This is a genomic window from Micromonospora halophytica (genome assembly GCF_900090245.1).
GTDB lineage: Bacteria > Actinomycetota > Actinomycetes > Mycobacteriales > Micromonosporaceae > Micromonospora > Micromonospora halophytica.
In genome coordinates this window covers 337,982-355,686 of record NZ_FMDN01000001.1, presented here as the reverse complement: position 1 = coordinate 355,686, position 17,705 = coordinate 337,982, and the positions used below count along the sequence as shown (strand labels likewise).

The 17,705-nt window shown below is 73.7% G+C and carries 15 protein-coding genes; 10 read left to right on the top strand and 5 right to left on the bottom strand.

All coding sequences use genetic code 11. The features are described from left to right. The first annotated feature begins 340 nt into the window (after positions 1-340). The 4 genes from GA0070560_RS01585 (at position 341) to GA0070560_RS01570 (ending at position 4,938) form a co-directional block, all read left to right on the top strand. Positions 341-3,478, top strand: coding sequence for a sensor histidine kinase (locus GA0070560_RS01585; protein ID WP_091290286.1), 3,138 nt, complete (start codon positions 341-343; stop codon positions 3,476-3,478). Further along, positions 3,475-3,882 carry a roadblock/LC7 domain-containing protein gene (locus tag GA0070560_RS01580; protein ID WP_088976088.1) on the top strand — a complete coding sequence of 136 codons (408 nt, stop codon included), beginning with the start codon at positions 3,475-3,477 and terminating at the stop codon, positions 3,880-3,882. The genes GA0070560_RS01585 and GA0070560_RS01580 overlap by 4 nt, the downstream gene beginning before the upstream one ends. 92 nt (positions 3,883-3,974) lie before the next feature. Beyond that, positions 3,975-4,337: a DUF742 domain-containing protein gene (locus GA0070560_RS01575; RefSeq protein WP_091290284.1), complete on the top strand. Its 363-nt coding sequence runs from the start codon at positions 3,975-3,977 to the stop codon at positions 4,335-4,337. Further along, complete coding sequence (locus tag GA0070560_RS01570) at positions 4,318-4,938, top strand: GTP-binding protein (protein WP_091290282.1); 621 nt, start codon at positions 4,318-4,320, stop codon at positions 4,936-4,938. Before GA0070560_RS01575 ends, GA0070560_RS01570 begins: the two co-directional genes overlap by 20 nt. Before the next feature lie 13 nt (positions 4,939-4,951). On the opposite strand, the gene GA0070560_RS01565 is transcribed toward GA0070560_RS01570, so the two are convergent. From GA0070560_RS01565 to GA0070560_RS01545, 5 genes are all read right to left on the bottom strand, one after another. Next, positions 4,952-6,040 carry a uroporphyrinogen-III synthase gene (locus GA0070560_RS01565; protein ID WP_091290280.1) on the bottom strand — a complete coding sequence of 363 codons (1,089 nt, stop codon included), beginning with the start codon at positions 6,038-6,040 and terminating at the stop codon, positions 4,952-4,954. Then, complete coding sequence (gene nirD, locus GA0070560_RS01560) at positions 6,041-6,388, bottom strand: nitrite reductase small subunit NirD (protein WP_091290278.1); 348 nt, start codon at positions 6,386-6,388, stop codon at positions 6,041-6,043. Beyond that, positions 6,385-8,913 (bottom strand): nitrite reductase large subunit NirB, encoded by a 2,529-nt coding sequence (gene nirB / locus GA0070560_RS01555; RefSeq protein ID WP_091290276.1) that lies wholly within the window; start codon positions 8,911-8,913, stop codon positions 6,385-6,387. The genes nirD and nirB overlap by 4 nt, the downstream gene beginning before the upstream one ends. Positions 8,914-8,998: 85 nt before the next feature. Continuing rightward, positions 8,999-10,429: an FAD-dependent oxidoreductase gene (locus GA0070560_RS01550; protein WP_091290274.1), complete on the bottom strand. Its 1,431-nt coding sequence runs from the start codon at positions 10,427-10,429 to the stop codon at positions 8,999-9,001. A gap of 67 nt (positions 10,430-10,496) precedes the next feature. After that, a complete protein-coding gene (locus tag GA0070560_RS01545) occupies positions 10,497-12,611 on the bottom strand; it encodes a molybdopterin oxidoreductase family protein (RefSeq protein ID WP_091290271.1) in 2,115 nt (704 codons plus the stop codon). 300 nt (positions 12,612-12,911) lie between these two features. On the opposite strand from GA0070560_RS01545, the gene GA0070560_RS01540 reads away from it, so the two are divergent. The 6 genes from GA0070560_RS01540 (at position 12,912) to glmM (ending at position 17,578) form a co-directional block, all read left to right on the top strand. Continuing rightward, complete coding sequence (locus tag GA0070560_RS01540; protein WP_091290268.1) at positions 12,912-13,199, top strand: DUF6364 family protein; 288 nt, start codon at positions 12,912-12,914, stop codon at positions 13,197-13,199. Next, the gene (locus tag GA0070560_RS01535; RefSeq protein ID WP_091290265.1) at positions 13,189-13,482 is read left to right on the top strand and encodes a type II toxin-antitoxin system PemK/MazF family toxin; all 294 of its coding nucleotides are present in this window, start codon (positions 13,189-13,191) and stop codon (positions 13,480-13,482) included. Before GA0070560_RS01540 ends, GA0070560_RS01535 begins: the two co-directional genes overlap by 11 nt. A 125-nt stretch (positions 13,483-13,607) precedes the next feature. Further along, on the top strand, positions 13,608-14,990 hold the full coding sequence (locus GA0070560_RS01530; RefSeq protein WP_091290262.1) for an MFS transporter: 1,383 nt from the start codon (positions 13,608-13,610) through the stop codon (positions 14,988-14,990). A 191-nt stretch (positions 14,991-15,181) separates the two neighbouring features. After that, the gene (gene rplM / locus GA0070560_RS01525) at positions 15,182-15,625 is read left to right on the top strand and encodes a 50S ribosomal protein L13 (RefSeq protein ID WP_088976076.1); all 444 of its coding nucleotides are present in this window, start codon (positions 15,182-15,184) and stop codon (positions 15,623-15,625) included. Between the two features lie 20 nt (positions 15,626-15,645). Then, complete coding sequence (gene rpsI, locus GA0070560_RS01520) at positions 15,646-16,110, top strand: 30S ribosomal protein S9 (RefSeq protein WP_091290259.1); 465 nt, start codon at positions 15,646-15,648, stop codon at positions 16,108-16,110. Positions 16,111-16,222: 112 nt separating this feature from the next. Next, positions 16,223-17,578 carry a phosphoglucosamine mutase gene (glmM, locus tag GA0070560_RS01515; protein WP_091290256.1) on the top strand — a complete coding sequence of 452 codons (1,356 nt, stop codon included), beginning with the start codon at positions 16,223-16,225 and terminating at the stop codon, positions 17,576-17,578. The last annotated feature ends 127 nt before the right edge of the window (positions 17,579-17,705 follow it).

The following is a 17,705-nucleotide window of genomic DNA, read 5'->3' as shown; positions in this document are numbered from 1 at the left end:
AAGCCTGCAAAACCTTGCCAATGCCGGGCCGTGCGGTCAAGCGCGGGGTGCCGGGAGCGGTTTCGGGACGGCTTTCCCACATGTTGGGGTCATCAGATATTTACGGATGCTCACTCCGGAGATACAAACGACCACTCTGGAGTGACAATGCCTGTTCAGAGCGTGCGCGGGAATGAGGTCATAAGGTGACGAGGTCGCCGGTTGACCGTTTCCTGTCTCACCGCGGCTTCCCAAACGCGATCATCTCTGATGAAATCGCGGCCGTGCCGCGCGTGGCGCTCTCCGCTGCACCGGCACGGGTCGGCGGGGCAGGCGCGGAAGAAACGACGGAGGCGATGTCGTGAGCACCGGACCGACGACCCTGCCCGAAATCGGCGACACCGCCGATCGTGACCGGGGACGCCGGCTACCCCGACTGAGGGATGCGCGGATCCGTTCCAAGCTCGCCCTCATTCTGGTGGTCCCCGTCGCCGCCGTCATTGCTCTGGCGACTATCCGACTTGTCTCCACCGTTGAAGGTGCGGTCGACGCCACCCGGCTCAGGTCCCTCACGGCGCTCTCGACCGACGTCTCCGCGCTCACCCAGGACCTGCACAAGGAGCGGATGGCCGCGGCGCTCTACCTGGCCAACTCGCAGCAGCGGGCCGACGACTACAACCTGCGGGTGCGGGCCACCGACCAGCGGATCACCGAGTACCGCGCCGAGCGGAACGGGATCGGCGAGGTCCCGGCCTCCGTCCGGGAGCGGCTGAAGGTCATCGACGACCACCTGGAGACGCTCAACAGCACCCGCCAGAAGGTGCTCGACCGCCGGCAGATGCCGGTCGCCGAGGCCACCCTGCGGTACGGCATCGTTCTGACCGACCTGGTCTCGTACGGCGACACCCTGGCCCAGCTTCCCGGCCAGGAGGGCCTGGCGGACGCCCGCCGCGCGGTGGCCGCGTTCAGCCGTGCGAAGGCCGCGGTCGCCGAGGAGGAGGCGGTCGCCTTCACCGCACTCAGCGGTGGTCGGGTCGACGAGGAACAGTTCTCCGCCTTCATCACCACGCTGACCAGCCAGCAGGAGGCGCTGGTCTCCTTCTCCCTGGCCGCCGCCCCCGACCAGCGTGACCTGGTCGAGGGGGCGGTCTCCGGCGACGCGGTCGGCCTCGCCGACCGGGTGGCCGCCGACATCAACCGTTCGGTCGGGCAGCAGCCGCTGGTCACCGCGGGCGACGCGGTCGCCTCGATCGGCGCGGTCAACGACCTGATGCGGTGGACCGAGGTCGAGCTCCAGGACCGCCTGCTCCGCCAGGCCGAGGACGCCCGCAACAACGTGATCCGGCAGGCCGTCGTCGAGTCGGTGCTGGTGCTGCTCACCCTGATCATCGCCGTGTCGCTCGCCGTGGTGCTGGCCCGCTCGCTCAACCACTCGCTGCGCCGGCTGCGCGAGGGCGCCCTCTCGGTGGCCAACCACGACCTGCCGGACGCGGTGAAGCGGCTGCAGAACATGGGCAGCGTCGGCGACGGCGGGGTGGAGGAGATCGTCCGTCAGGTCCGCGACCCGATCCGCCTGACGAACCGCGACGAGGTGGGGCAGGTCGCGCTGGCCTTCAACGTCGTCCACCGGGAGGCCGTCCGGGTCGCCGCCGAACAGGCCGCCCTGCGGACCAGCGTCTCGGCGATGTTCCTCAACCTGGCCCGCCGTTCGCAGACCCTGGTCGACCGGATGATCGGCGAGTTGGACGCGATCGAGCGCGGCGAGGAGGACCCGAAGCGCCTCGCCCAGCTCTTCGAACTCGACCACCTCGCCACCCGGATGCGCCGCAACGACGAGAACCTGCTCGTCCTGGCCGGCGCCGACTCGGCCGTGCCGCGCCGCGACGACGCGTTGCTGGTGGACGTGCTGCGGGCCGCCCAGTCCGAGGTCGAGCTCTACAACCGGATCGAGTTCGGCACCGTCGACACCGACGTCTCGGTCGCCGCCCACGCGGTCAACGACGTGGTCCGCCTCGTCGCCGAACTGCTCGACAACGCGACCCGCTTCTCGCCGCCGACCACCACCGTGGTCGCCGACGGCCGCCGGATCCGGGACTACGTGCTGATCCAGGTCGAGGACCGTGGTCTCGGCCTCACCGACGAGCAGCTCGACTCGCTCAACCGCCGGCTGGCCGCGCCGCCGAGCGTGGACGTGGCCGCGTTCCGGCTGATGGGTCTGGCCGTGGTGAGCCGGCTCGCCTCCCGGTACGGCATCCGGGTGGAGCTGCGCCGCAACGTCGAGGGCGGCACCGTCGCCCAGGTGACCCTGCCGAACTCCGCCGTGGTGCTTCCCGCCAACCGGGGTCGGGACGCCTCGCTGCCCCGGCAGCGGCAGCCGCTGGCGGTCGAGCAGACCCCGGCCGCCACGGCGGGTCCCGGCGAGCCGGCGGTCGGTGGGCGTACCGGCGCGGCGACCATGACCGACTCGTGGCGGACCACCCCGCCGGCCCCGGCCCCGTGGCGGCCGCCGGTCGACGCGCGGGACACCGCCCCGGCGGTCGGTCTCGGCACCCCGGTCTCGGCCGCGCCGACGTCGGCCGTGCCCGCCTCGGCTCCGCCGGCCGAGCCGTCGTACGGCTTCTCCGTCGGCACCCCGACGGTGGCCAACCCGGTCCTCGACCCGCTGCCGAAGCGTGCCCCGGCCGCCGAGCCCGCCCCTGCCCTCCCGCTCGGGCCGGTCGCCGGTGCGCCGGCCGAGCCGCTCGCCCCACCCGCGCAGTTCACCGCCCCGGCCGCGCCGTACGCCGCCGCCCCGGCCGCGCCGGCCCTCCCGTTCGCCGGGGCCCCGACGCCGACCGCCCCGGCGGTGCCGTACACGCCGCCGGCCGCCGCGCCGGCCGCCCCGGCGGTGGCCCGCCCGGAACGGCCGGCCGACTCGCCGATATTCCGGGAGATGGAGGCGGTCTGGTTCCGTTCCCACGGGGACGACGCCACCGCGATCTTCACCCGGCCCAACTTCGACGCCGCCCCGCCGGCCGCCCGGCAGGACGACGCCGCCCCGCCGCGCCCCAAGCTGCCGACCCGGGTGCCGAGCGCGCCGACCGCCGCCGGCACCCCGTCGGTGGCCCCGGCCCCGGCCCCGGCCGCGGAGCCGTCGGCCGCCGCGCCGCCCCCGTCGTACGCCCCGCCGTCGGTGCCGACCGCGCCGCCGGCGCCCTCCGCACCCTCGTCGGGTGGCGCGGCGGACGCCTGGCGCACCGCGGCCGACGACGGCTGGACCCGGGCGACCAAGGCCGCCGAGCCCTCGGCCGGTGGCACCACCCGCTCGGGTCTGCCCAAGCGGGTGCCCCAGGCCCAACTCGTCCCCGGCGGCATCGAGCCGAAGAGCGGGCGGGACCGCAGTCGCCGCACCCCCGACGAGGTACGCGGCCTGCTCTCCGCCTACCACCGCGGCGTGCAGCGCGGCCGATCGGCCGGTACGGACCAGAACAGCACCTCGACCAAGGAGACGCGCCGATGAACAGGCCAGCGGCCATGCAGGACATGGGTTGGCTGCTCACCAACTTCGCCGACAGCGTGGCGGGCATCGCCCACGTGGTGGCGGTGTCCGCGGACGGGCTGCTGCTCGCCTCCTCCCGCGACCTGCCACCGGACCGGGCGGACCAGCTGGCGGCGATCACCTCGGGCGTGGTGAGCCTGACCGAGGGGGCCGCCCGGATGTTCAGCGCCGGGGGCGTGCTCCAGACGGTGATCGAGATGGACAGCGGCTACCTGTTCCTGATGTCGATCAGCGACGGGTCGTCGATGGCCGTCCTCGCGGCCCGCAGCTGCGACGTGGGGCAGGTCGGCTACGAGATGGCGCTGCTGGTGGAACGGGTGGGCGCCGCGCTGGTGCCGCTGCCGCGCGACGCCGTGCGTTCCTGAGACGGACGGTACGACGGCCGGGCGCGACCGCGCCCGGTCGGGAACAGGGCATCCGGTGCCGTGGTGGCTCCGGGCTGGGGAGGTGATCGGAGATGGAACCACGGCGGGACCCGCGCGGGGCGTTGGTGCGCCCGTACGCGGTCACCCGGGGCCGTACCGAACCGAGTCGGGACATCGCCCTGGAGGCGGTGCTGTCGGCCAACGCGACCCAGGCCACCGAGGCACGCTTCGCCGGGCACGACAAGTACCGCATCGCCACGGTCTGCGAGGGTCGTGCGCAGTCGCTGGCGGAGATCGCCGCGTACACCCGGATGCCGTTGGGGGTCACCCGGGTGCTGGTCGCCGACATGGTGGCCGAGGGCCTGCTGACGCTACACACTGCCGCTCCCGCCACGGGCTACGAGGAGCGAATGAACCTGCTGGGAAGGGTGCTAAGTGGACTTCGCGAACTATGACCCCGCCGGGGCGCGCCGCAGCCGGGAGATCATCTCCGCGAAGATCGTGGTCGCGGGCGGCTTCGGCGTGGGCAAGACAACCCTGGTCGGGGCGATCTCCGAGATCACGCCGCTGACCACCGAGGCGCTGATGACGGCGGCCGGGGTGGGCATCGACGATTCGTCGAAGGTGCCCGGCAAGGAGACCACCACGGTCGCCATGGACTTCGGCCGGATCACCATGGCGCAGGACCTGATCCTGTACCTCTTCGGCACCCCGGGCCAGACACGTTTCTGGTTCATGTGGGACGAGATCATCCGGGGTGCGGTGGGTGCCGCCGTCCTGGTGGACACCCGCCGGATCACCGACGCCTTCGCGCCGCTGGACTACTTCGAGAACCGCAAGCTGCCGTACGTGGTGGCGCTCAACCGGTTCGACGACGCGCCGCAGTACGAGCTGGAGGAGGTCCGCGAGGCGTTGGCGATCTCGCGGGACGTGCCGCTGGTGATGTGCGACGCCCGGCACCGGGACTCGGTGAAGCAGGTGCTGGTGACCGTCGTGGAGCACGCCATGCTGCGCCTGCAGAACGAGCACGGCCGAGGGTACGCCCCGGTGGGCTGAACCGCCTCCGGGTCTACTCGACCCGGAGGCGGTAACCCCGCTTGACCACGGTCTGCACGACCCGGGGGGCGTCCAGCCCGACCCGGAGCCGGGCCACCGCCATCTCCACCGCGTGCTCGTCCGCGCCCCGGGGCAGGGTACGCAGCAGGGCGGTCCGGGACAGCACCTTCCCGGGCGTGGCGGCGAGCGCCCGCAGCACCGCCATCGGGGCGGGTGCCAGGGGGCGCAGCTCACCGTCGACGACGGCGGCGTGCCCGCGCAGGGTCAGCAGGTGCCCGGCCGCCTTCACGGTCACCGTACGCCGGGGCAGCTCGTCGACGATCTGCCGGACCAGCGCGCCGAGGCGGGCCCGGCTGGGCGCGCTCACCGGCACCCCCCGACGCACCAGCGGCTCGGCGGTGACCGTGCCGACGCAACTGGCCAGCACGTCCCCGCGCAGCGCCTCCAGCACCGTCTCGGTGCGGTCGCCGGCCGCCCGCAGCAGCGCCTCCGCCGCCGGGGCGGAGGTGAAGGTGACCGCGTCGACCAGCCGGCCGGCGACCAGGTCGATGAGCCGGTGCAGCGGAGCCGGGTCGGTCGGCGGCGCCCAGCGGTAGACCGGCACCTCGATCACGGTGGCCCCGGCCGCCTCCAGCGCCTCGGTGCACTCCGGCTGCCGGTCGCCGTGCAGCTGCATGGCGATGACCTGGCCGGCGACCCCGCGCCGGACCAGGTGCTCGATGACCTCGTCGCAGCTCTCCGAGTCCGGCGACCACTGGTCGTGCAGCCCGGCGGCCCGGATCGCGCCGCGCGCCTTCGGACCCCGGGCCACCACGTACGCCTGGGAGAGCACCGCGTGCAGCGACTCGGCCAGCCCCCACCCCTCGGCCGCCTCCAGCCAGCCGCGCATCCCGATGCCGGTGTTGGCCATCAGGACGTCCGGCCGCCGGTCCAGGCAGGCCCGGGTCGCGTCGCGCAGTTCGCTGTCGTCGGCCAGCGGCACGATCCGCAGGGCGGGGGCGAGCACCACCCGGGCGCCGCGCCGCTGGAGCAGCGCGGCCAACTCGTCCCGTCGCCGGTCGGCGGTCACCCCGATGGTGAAGCCGGCCAGTTCGTCCCGCATCTACTCCTCCCGTCGCAACCGCACCTCGACCAGCCCGTCCCGGCAGCGGACCTGGTGCACGGGCAGCGCCACGCCGGGCAGGTCCAGGCAGTGCCCGGTCCGCAGGTCGTACACCTGCTTGTGCAGCGGGGACGCGACGGTCGGCACGCCGCCCCGGCTACCGACGATGCCCCGGGACATCACGTACGCGCCGCCGACGGGGTCGAGGTTGTCCACGGCGTACAGCTCGTCGCCGGTGCGGAAGAGCGCCACCTGCACCCCGTCGACCAGGGCGGCGATCCCCCGTTCATGGTCGAGCCGGTCCAGCCCGCACACCGCGGTCCACTCCAGCGTCATCATGTCGGTCATCGCCGCACCTCGGGCATCCCCAGCGTGACCGGCTGCCGGCGGTGGTCCCCGCCGGGCGGTGGACCGCCACGGACCGGCACCGGCTGGCCGCGTTCGGAGGCGAAGCTGATCGACGGGTCGGGCACGTCCGGGGCGTTGACGAAGGAGGTGAAGCGGCGTAGCCGCTCCGGGTCGTCGAGGACGTCGCGCCACTCGTCGGAGTAGGACGCCACATGCCGGGCCATCGCCTCGTCCAGTTCGGCGCAGAGCCCGAGCGAGTCGTCGACGATCACCGCGCGCAGGTGGTCGAGGCCGCCCTCCATCGCCTCGATCCAGGCGGCGGTGCGCTGCAACCGGTCGGCGGTGCGGATATAGAACATCAGGAACCGGTCGATCAGGGTGACCAGGTCGGCCGTGCTCAGGTCGGTGGCGAACAGGTCGGCGTGCCGGGGGCGGAAGCCGCCGTTGCCGCCCAGGTAGAGGTTCCAGCCGGTCTCGGTGGCGATGATGCCGAAGTCCTTGCTGCGCGCCTCGGCGCACTCCCGGGCGCAGCCGGAGACCGCCGACTTGAGCTTGTGCGGGGCGCGCAGCCCCCGGTAGCGCAGCTCCAGCGCGACGGCCAGCCCGACGGAGTCCTGCACCCCGTACCGGCACCAGGTCTCGCCGACGCAGGACTTCACCGTGCGCAGCGCCTTGCCGTACGCGTGGCCGGACTCGAAGCCGGCGTCGACCAGCCGGCGCCAGATCTGCGGCAGCTGCTCCACCCGCGCGCCGAACAGGTCGATCCGCTGCCCGCCGGTGATCTTCGTGTAGAGCCGGAAGTCGCGGGCCACCTCGCCGATCACGATCAGCTTGTCCGGGGTGATCTCGCCGCCGGGAATCCGGGGCACCACCGAGTAGCTGCCGTCGCGTTGCAGGTTCGCCAGGAAGTGGTCGTTGGTGTCCTGCAACGACGCCTGCTCGCCGTCGAGCACGTGCCCGGTGCCGAGCGAGGCGAGGATCGAGGCCACCACCGGCTTGCAGATGTCGCAGCCGCGCCCCCGTCCGTGCTCGGCGACGAGCTGGGAGAAGGTGCGGACGCCGCGTACCCGCACGATGTCGAAGAGTTCCTGCCGGCTGGCGTCGAAGTGTTCGCAGAGCGCGGTGGACTGCTTCACGCCGGCCGCGTCGAGCAGCTGCTTGAGCATCGGCACGCAGGAGCCGCAGCTCGTGCCGGCCCGGGTGCACGTCTTCAGCGCCGGCACGTCGCACGCGCCACCGGAGATCGCCGCGTCGATGTCGTCCCGGGTGACCGCGTTGCAGGAGCAGACCTGCGCCGCGCCGGGCAGCGCGGCCGCGCCGGCCCCCGCCCCGCCGGCCGGCGCCAGCAGCGCCAGCGGGGGAGCGGGCAGCGGCCCGCCGACGCTGGCCCGCAGCGTCGGGTAGGCGGTCGCGTCTCCGACCAGCACGCCGCCGAGCAGCGTCTTCGCGTCGTCGGAGAGGACCAGCTTCGCGTACGACCGGGTGGCCGGGTCGGTGAACGTCACGTCCAGGCAGCCCGGGGTGGTGCCGTGCGCGTCGCCGAAGGAGGCCACGTCCACGCCGAGCAGCTTGAGCTTGGTGGCGGTGTCCGCGCCGGGGAAGGTGGCCGCGCCGCCGAGCAGCCGGTCGGCGACCACCTCCGCCATCGCGTACCCGGGAGCGACCAGGCCGTGGCAGCTGCCCTCGACCGCCGCGCACTCGCCGACCGCCCAGATCCGCTCGTCGGACGTCCGGCAGGCGGCGTCGGTCAGCACCCCGCCGCGCGGCCCCAGCGACAGCCCGGCGGAGCGGGCCAGCTCGTCACGGGGGCGGATGCCGGCGGCCACCACGACCAGGTCGGTGTCGACCGTGGCGCCGTCGGAGAGTGCCAGCGCGGCGACCGTGCCGTCCGGGCCTGGACGCAGCGCGGTGGTGGCCACCCCCAGGTGGGTGCGCACCCCCAGCTCCTCGACGTACCGGCGGAGCATCGCGCCACCGGCCTCGTCCACCTGCACCGGCATCAGCCGGGGCGCGAACTCGATCACATGGGTGTCCAGCCCGAGCAGGCGCAGCGCGTTCGCCGCCTCCAGCCCGAGCAGGCCGCCGCCGATCACCGCGCCGACCCGCCGGCCGGCCGCGTGGTCGCGGATCGCCGCCAGGTCGTCCAACGTCCGGTAGACGAAGACGCCGGGCAGGCCCGCGCCGTCCACCGGCGGCACGAAGGGGTACGACCCGGTGGCGAGCACCAGCATGTCGTACGGGTGCTCGCCGGCCGCGGTGGTCACCACCTGCCGCGCCCGGTCGATCCCGGTGACCGTCTCGCCGAGGCGCAGCTCCACTCCGTCGTCGGGGGTGTGCAGGTTCAGCTCCTCGGCGCTCACCCCGTCGAAGAACGCCGAGAGCCGCACCCTGTCGTACGCCGGCCGGTCCTCCTCGGCGAGCACCGTCACCTGCCAACGCCGGTCGTGGTCGCGGGCGCGCAGCGCCTCGACGAACCGCTGCCCGACCATGCCGTTGCCGACGACGACCAATCGTTTGCCGGTCATCGCGTCACCTCCTCGCGGTCCATCGCGTCAGATCCGTGTCCCGTCACCCGCCCCGCCCGGCGGACCTGCCCACCCCGCCGGCCGGTCATCGGGCCGCTCCCACCGAGTCGGCCTCGCAGAGCCAGTCGACGATGCCGGCGACGGCCTCCCGGCAGCCGCCGCAGCCGGTGGACGCCCGGGTCGCGGCGACCACCTCGTCGACCGTCCGGGCCCCGTCGCGCCAGCAGGCCACCAGCGCCCCCTTGCGCACGTCGTTGCACTGGCAGACGGTCGCCGCGTCCGGCATCAGCGCCGGGGACTCGGCCGGCGCCGCCGCCGTCGCCCCGACCGCCCGGCCGAGCAGCAGCGCCCGCCGGTCGGTCGGCACCGGCCCGCCCCGGTCGAAGAGCTGCACCACCGTGCCGACGGTGGGGTTGTCGCCGAGCAGGATCGCCCCGGTCAGCCGCTCGTCGTGGATGCGCAGCCGGGCGTAGGTGCCCCGGGCCGGGTCGGCGAAGGTCAGCTCCTCACCGGGGCCGTCGGTCGGGTCGCCCATCGCGGCGAGGTCGATGCCGGCCGCCTTCAGCCGGGTCACCGCCGGCCGGGCCCGGTACCGGACGGTCGGGTCCTCGCCGGTCAGCAGCTGCGCCACCACCCGGGCCTGCGCCCAGGCCGGGGCGACCAGCCCGGTCAGCGTGCCGTCGTGCTGGGCGCAGTCGCCGATCGCCGAGACGTGCGGGTCGGTGGTGCGCAGCCGGTCGTCGACCACCACGCCCCGCTCGACGGCCAGCCCGGCGGCGGCGGCCAGCCCGGTCTCGGGGCGTACGCCGCAGGAGAGCACCAGCAGGTCGGCGGCGAGCGTCCGGCCGTCGGTCAGCCGCAGCCGGACCTCGTCGGCGTCCACCTGGACCCCGGACCCGCCGACCGCCAGCTCGGTCCGGACGCCCAGCCCGGCGAGGGTGCCGGCGAGCACCGCCCCGGCGGCCGGGTCGAGCTGCCGCTCCATCAGGTGTCCCACGGGGTGCACCACGGTCACGTCGAGCCCCCGGGCGGCCAGCCCCCGGGCCGCTTCCAGCCCGAGCAGCCCGCCGCCGAGCACCAGGACGCTGCGTGCGTCGCGCGCCACGGCGAGGATGCGCCGGCAGTCGTCCAGGGTGCGGAAGGCGGCCACCCGGGCGGGCAGGTCGGTCGGGTCGAGGCCGGGCAGCGGCGGCACCAGCGCCCGGCTGCCGGTGGCCAGTACCAGGTGGTCGTAGCCGATCCGGTCGCCGTCGTCGGTGCGCACCTCGCGGGCGGCCCGGTCGATCGCGGTGACGTCCGCACCGGTGCGGACGTCCACGCCCTGACCGGCGACCTCGGCCAGCTCCACGTCCGGCTCGCCGATCTTCCCGGCCAGCAGGGTGGAGAGCATGATCCGGTTGTACGCCCGGTGCGGCTCCGCACCGAGCACGGTGACCTTGTGTTCCCCGCCCCGGGCGTGCAGCTCGGCGGCGAGCCGGGAGCCGGCCATGCCGTACCCCACGATCACGACGCGCATGGCCGTCCTCCGCTTCGTTCCGACCGGCCGCGAGACGCGGCGGCGCGGTGCCGGATGATCCGATCGCTCATGCCCTCTCCACCCGTACGGCGCAGATCTTGAATTCGGGCATCCCGGAGACCGGGTCCGTCGCGTCGTTGGTCACGGAGTTGGCCCGGGCCGCGCCGGCCCAGTGGAACGGCGCGAAGACGGTGTCGGGGCGGATCGTCGGGCTGAGCCGGGCCGGCGCGCGCAGCTCGCCCCGGCGGGAGGTGACGACCAGTTCGTCCCCCTCGTCGACGCCGAGCCGGTCGGCCAGGTCCGGGTGCAGCTCGACGAAGCCGCCGGGGGCGGCGCGGCGCAGCGCGGCGACCCGCCGGGTCTGGGTGCCCGACTGGTACTGGGCGAGCACCCGGCCGGTGGTGAAGTGCAGCGGGTACTCGGCGCAGACCTCCTCGGCCGCCGGCCGGTGGGTCACCGGGTGGAACCGGGCCCGCCCGTCGGGGGTGGGGAACCGGTCGGCGAAGAGCCGTGGCGCGTCCGGGCCGTCCGGGTCCGGGCAGGGCCAGAAGACGCCTTCGTCCCGTTCGATCCGCTCCCAGGTGATCCCGGCGTAGTCGGCCGGCCCGCCGGCGGAGGCCCGCCGCAGCTCGGCGAAGACCACCCGGGGGTCGGTCGGGAACCGCCCGGCTTCCGGGTCGCCGGCGTCGAGGCGCGCGGCCAGGCCGGCGAGGATGTCGAGGTCGGTGCGCACCCCGGGCGGTGGCCGGCGCAGCGCCTGCCGGCGCAGCACCCGGCCCTCCAGGTTGGTCATGGTGCCCTCCTCCTCGGCCCACTGGGCGACGGGCAGCACCACGTCGGCCAGCGCCGCCGTCTCGGAGAGCAGGAAGTCGGCCACCACCAGCAGGTCGAGTCCCCGCAGCCGCTCGGTGACCCGGGCGGCCCGGGGCGCGGAGACCACCGGGTTCGAGCCGAAGACCAGCATCGCGCGTGGCCCGCCGGGCGTGCCGAGCGAGTCCAGCAGCCGGTACGCCGGTACCCCCGGCCCGGGCAGCTCGTCGGGGTCGACGCCCCACACCCCGGCAACGTGCGCGCGGGCCGCCGGGTCGTCGATCTTCCGGTACCCGGGGAGCTGGTCCGACTTCTGTCCGTGCTCCCGGCCGCCCTGGCCGTTGCCCTGACCGGTCAGGCAGCCGTACCCGGAGCCGGGGCGGCCGGGCAGGCCGAGGGCGAGCGCCAGGTTGACGAAGGCGCTGACCGTGTCCACGCCCTTGGCGTGCTGCTCCGCGCCCCGGGCGGTGAGGATGATCGCGCTGCCGCCGGCGAGCGCCCGGACGGTCGCCTCCAGGTCGGCCACCGGCACGCCGGAGAGCCGTTCCACCTCGGCCGGCCAGCACCCGGCGACGGTTCGGCGTACCTGCTCGAAGCCGGTGGTGCGGGCGTCGACGTACGCCTTGTCGACCAGGCCTTCGATGACCGCGATGTGCAGCAGCGCGTTGGCCACCGCCAGGTCGGTGCCGGGCAGCGGTTGCAGGTGCAGGTCGGCCTGGCGGGCGGTGGCGGTGACCCGGGGGTCGACCACGATCAGCCGGCCGCCGCGGCGCCGCTGGTCGGTCAGGTGCCGCATCAGGGGCGGCATGGTCTCCGCCGGGTTGGCGCCGACCAGCAGCAGGGTGTCGGCCCGGCCGAGGTCGGCCAGCGGGAAGGGCAGCCCCCGGTCGACGCCGAAGGCGCGGATGCCGGCCGCTGCGGCCGAGGACATGCACCACCGGCCGTTGTAGTCGATGTGCCGGGTCCGTAGCGCCACCCGGGCGAACTTGCCGAGCGCGTACGCCTTCTCGTTGGTGAGCCCGCCGCCGCCGAAGACCGCGACCGCGTCCCGCCCGTGTCCGGACTGGACGGCGCGGATGCCGGCGGCGACCCGGTCGAGCGCGGCGTCCCAGGTCGCGGGGCGCAGCTCACCGGACGGGTCGCGCAGCAGGGGGGTGGTCAGCCGGTCGGGGTGGTCCAGCAGCTCGGCGGCGGTCCAGCCCTTCTGGCACAGTCCGCCCCGGTTGGTGGGGAACTGTCGGGGGAGCACCTCCACCCGGTCGCCCTCGGCGCGCAGGACCATCCCGCACTGCAGGGCGCAGTACGGGCAGTGCGTTTCCGCCTCACGGGGCCGTACCCCCGGTCGCGTCGCGGCGTGTGCACCGTCTGTCATGCCATCGAAGCGTGCCGCCGGGCGGTTTCCGGTCCGGGTCCCTTTTGTTTCGGCCCTGTCAAGAGCGCCTCACACCGCACGGGAGCATGCGACCGGTCAGCTGGGTCTATTCCCTGAGACAGGCTTCTCATTGTTCAGTAGACGACGATGAGCGTGGCGGCGGCCTTCGACGCGGTGGCGGGCAGCTACGACCAGTCCAGGCGGCGTCCACCGCCCGCCCCCTGGGCCGACCCGCCGGGTCGTCCTCGCCGCCGGGGGAGGTTTGACCGGTTCGGCGGCCGACGCGAGCGGGGATGACTGATGGTCATACCACTGGGTAGTCTCAGCCGCATGACTGCCAAGGTGACCCTGTCGTTCTCCGACGAGACGATCGAGGAGGCACGCCGGTTCGCCAAGCGCGAAGGGCTGAGCCTCTCCGCATGGATGGACCAGGCGGCCCGGGAGAAGGCGCTGCGCGAGGTCTTCACCGCGCACGCCGAGGCGGTCGGCCGGGCCGGGATCGACCTGGAGTCCGCCGCGCTCGCCGACGCGCGGGAGGTCGCCATGGTCGACGACGCGCTCTTCGGCGGGCGTCCGCGTGCTGCGTAGGGGGGAGATCTGGCGGATCGAGGGCGCCCGGGAGCGGCTCGGGCTGGTGATCAGCTCCGACGTCTACAACTCCACCGACGTGCCGATCGTCATCGTGGCCGAGGTGGTGGAGGAGGCGCTGCTGCGCGACTCCCCGCTCGCGGTGCGGATGGGCGGGTACGTGGTGATGCCGGACCGGCTCTCCTCGCCGATGAAGAAGTGGTTCAGTGAGTGCGTGGACGTCGCCGACACCGAGACCATGCAGCGGGTGGGCCGGGCGCTGCGCATCCTCCAGCAGCTCTGAGACGTCTCACCACCGCCGCCCGGCGGACGTGCGATCCCCGTTTCCGGAACGACTCCTGACGGGACTCGCGCCGTAACCGGCCGTTCCTAGCGTCCTGCTCGTCACACCGACGAGGAGGAGCCGCCGTGAGTACGCTGGCCAGCACGACAACAGTCACCGCCGAACCGGCGGCCACCGCCGGGGGCAGGCACCGGATCACCGACTGGCGACCCGAGGACCCCACCTTCTGGCGTACGACCGGCGCGCGGATCGCCCGGCGTAACCTCTGGGTCTCGATCTTCGCCGAGCACGTCGGATTCTCCGTGTGGAGTCTCTGGTCCGTCACGGTGCTCTTCCTCGGGCCCGCGTACGGCATCGACCCGGCGGGGAAGTTCCTGCTCACCGCCGTTCCGGCCGCGCTCGGGGCGGTGCTGCGGCTGCCGTACACCCTGGCCGTGGCACGCTTCGGCGGGCGGAACTGGACCATCGTCAGCGCCCTGATGCTGCTGGTGCCGGCGGTGCCGATGGCGATCCTGCTGGAACCGGGCGTGTCGTACCCCACGCTGATGGTGCTGGCCTGCCTGACCGGCGTGGGCGGCGGCAACTTCGCCTCCTCCATGGCCAACATCAACCTCTTCTTCCCGGAGCGGCTCAAGGGCCGGGCGCTGGGGCTCAACGCGGGCGGCGGCAACCTCGGCGTACCGGCGGTGCAGCTCGTCGGGCTGGCGGTGCTCGCCACCGCCGGGGCCGCGTACCCCCGCCTGGTGCCGGCGGTATACCTGCCGCTGATCGTGCTGGCCGCGTTGGCTTCGGCGCGCTGGCTGGACAACCTCCCCGACGCCCGCAACGAGCCGGGCGCGCTGCGCGAGGCCGCCCGCGAGCCGCACACCTGGGTGATGTCCCTGCTCTACATCGGCACCTTCGGCTCGTTCATCGGGTTCGGTTTCGCCTTCGGGCAGGTGCTCCAGCTCCAGTTCGCGGACCGCTTCCCGACCCCGATCGACGCCGCCTGGCTGACCTTCCTCGGCCCGCTGGTCGGCTCGCTGATCCGGCCGGTCGGCGGTCAGCTCGCCGACCGGCTCGGCGGGGCGCGGGTGACCTTCTGGAACTTCGTCGGCATGGCGATCGGGGCCGGCCTGGTGCTGTACGCGGCGCGGGAGGAGTCCTTCCCGCTCTACCTGACCGGGTTCATGTCGCTCTTCGTCTTCTCCGGGATCGGCAACGGGTCGACCTACAAGATGATCCCGGCGATCTTCCGGGCCCGGGCGGTCACGGAGGGGGAGCTGACCGGTGACCCGGAGGCCGCCGAGCGGCGGGCCCGCCGGCTCTCCGGCTCGCTGATCGGCATCGCCGGGGCGGTCGGGGCGTTCGGCGGGGTGCTGGTCAACGTGGCCTTCCGGCAGTCGTTCCTGACCTCCGGCAACGCCGAGGCGGCCTACGTCGCCTTCATCGGCTGGTACGCCCTCTGCTTCGGCCTCACCTGGGCCGTGTACCTGCGGCCGGGGCCGCGCCGGCTGGCCGGCGTGTGATCTGGCTCATCGTCCCGCCGCAGGCCACGCTGGGTGACCCCCCGTTTTGACCTGCCGGCGGGGCGGCGGGTATCGTTGCCTGCTGTTGTACGACATTCAGAGGCGTGCCGCATCAGGTACGCTTGGTCGTTCGTGCGCGCCTGGTCACCTCGGCGCGCGACCCCAGACCGACGACGAGACAAGGTAGACCTGTGCGTACGTACAGCCCGAAGCCGGGTGAGATCGAGCGTCAGTGGCACGTTATCGACGCCTCTGATGTCGTGCTGGGCCGCCTCGCGACCCACGCCGCCACGCTGCTGCGTGGTAAGCACAAGCCGACTTTCGCGCCGCACGTCGACACGGGCGACTTCGTCGTCATCGTGAACGCGGGCAAGGTCGCGCTGACCGGCAACAAGCGCCAGCAGAAGATCGCCTACCGCCACTCCGGTTACCCGGGTGGTCTGAAGCGGGTCGGCTACGACGAGCTGCTGACCAAGCGTCCCGAGCGGGCCATCGAGCTGGCCGTGAAGGGCATGCTCCCGCACAACAAGCTCGGCCGTCAGCTCATCAAGAAGCTGAAGGTCTACGCCGGTGCCGAGCACCCGCACGGCGCGCAGCAGCCGGTGCCGTTCGAGATCAAGCAGATCGCGCAGTGAGCGCGGGCGAAGGAAACAGCATGACCGACATCACCGAGACCGAGGTCGCCCCCGAGGCCACCGAGGCGCCGGCGCCCGTCGCCCACGCGCCTCGTGGTGACCGGCCGATCCAGACCGTGGGCCGCCGCAAGGAGGCCATCGTCCGGGTCCGCATCGTCCCCGGCACCGGCAAGATCACCTGCAACGGTCGTGACCTCGAGGCCTACTTCCCGAGCAAGGTGCACCAGCAGCTCATCAAGGACCCGCTGGTCACCGCCGAGAAGCCCGAGGCGTTCGACGTCATCGCCAACCTGCGAGGCGGCGGCACCACCGGCCAGGCCGGCGCGCTGCGGCTCGCCATCGCCCGGGCGCTCATCGTGAGCGAGCCGGACGACCGCCCGGCCCTGAAGAAGGCCGGCTTCCTGACCCGTGACGCCCGGGTCAAGGAGAGCAAGAAGTACGGCCTCAAGAAGGCCCGTAAGGCTCCTCAGTACTCGAAGCGCTGACCTTCAGCGACACGTTGTACTTCTGACGGACGGCCGGGCCGCCTCCCCTCGACGGGAGGTGGCCCGGCCGTCCGTTGTTTCCCTGGGACCGTTTCATAGGAGGTTGGCGGGTATGGGCCGGTTGTTCGGCACGGACGGCGTACGCGGGCGGGCGAACGCGGATCTCACCCCCGAGTTGGCGCTCGCGGTGGCGGTGGCCGCCGCGCACACGCTCGCCGAGTCGGACAAGAGCCATCCCCCGCTGGCCGTGGTCGGCCGGGACACCCGGGCCAGCGGCGAGATGCTGGAGGCCGCCGTGGTCGCCGGGCTCACCAGCGCCGGGGCCAACGTGGTCCGGGTCGGGGTGCTGCCCACCCCGGCGGTGGCGTTCCTCACCGCCGAGGCCAAGGCCGACCTGGGCGTCATGCTCTCCGCCTCGCACAACCCGATGCCGGACAACGGCATCAAGCTCTTCGCCGCCGGGGGTCACAAGCTGCCCGACGAGATCGAGATGCGGATCGAGGCGGCGGTCGAGGCGAACGCCACCACCGCCTGGGAACGTCCGATCGGCGCCGGCGTCGGCCGGGTGCACGACCTGCTCGACGGCGCGGACCACTACGTGCAGCACCTCGTCGGCACCGTCGGGCACCGGCTGGACGGGATCAAGGTCGTGGTCGACTGCGCCAACGGCGCGGCGGCCGAGGTGGCCCCGGTGGCGTACCGGGAGGCGGGCGCCGAGGTGGTCGCCATCTACGCAGAGCCGGACGGGCTCAACATCAACGACGACTGCGGCTCCAACCACATCGACGCGCTGCGCGCCGCCGTGGTCGAGCACGGCGCCCACCTGGGCATCGCGCACGACGGCGACGCCGACCGGTGCGTGGCGGTCACCGCCGACGGCGACGTGGTCGACGGCGACCAGGTGATGGCGATCCTCGCCCTTGCCATGCGGGAGGCCGGCACACTCACCCGCGACACCCTGGTCGCGACCGTGATGAGCAACCTCGGTCTGCGGCTGGCGATGTCCGCGGAGGGCATCCGGCTGGTCGAGACCAAGGTCGGCGACCGGTACGTCCTGGAGGAGCTGCGCGCCTCCGGGCTCGCCCTCGGCGGCGAGCAGAGCGGCCACATCGTCATGCCGGCGTACGCGACCACCGGCGACGGGGTGCTCACCGGGCTGCACCTGATGGCGCGGATGGCGCACACCGGCAGGTCGCTGGCCGAGCTGGCCTCGGTGGTCACCAAGCTGCCGCAGGTGCTGATCAACGTGCCGGTCGGGGACCGTACCGCCGGCGCGGCCGCCCCCGCCGTCCGCGCCGAGGTCGAACGGGCCGAGGCCGAGCTGGGCGAGACCGGCCGGGTGCTGCTGCGCCCCTCCGGCACCGAGCCGCTGGTACGGGTGATGGTCGAGGCCGCCACCGAGCCGACCGCCCGGGCGGTGGCCGAGCGGATCGCCGAGCAGGTCCGGGCGGCGAGCCCGACCGCCTGACCCGCTTGCCTGGCCCCGCCGCCGTGCTCGAACCGGCCTGTCCTTCACGCCATCAGATCGACATCGTGGAGAAGCTGATCGGACCCGCGGCCTGCCGGGAGGACCGGCGTCGGCGGGCGGGCGGGGC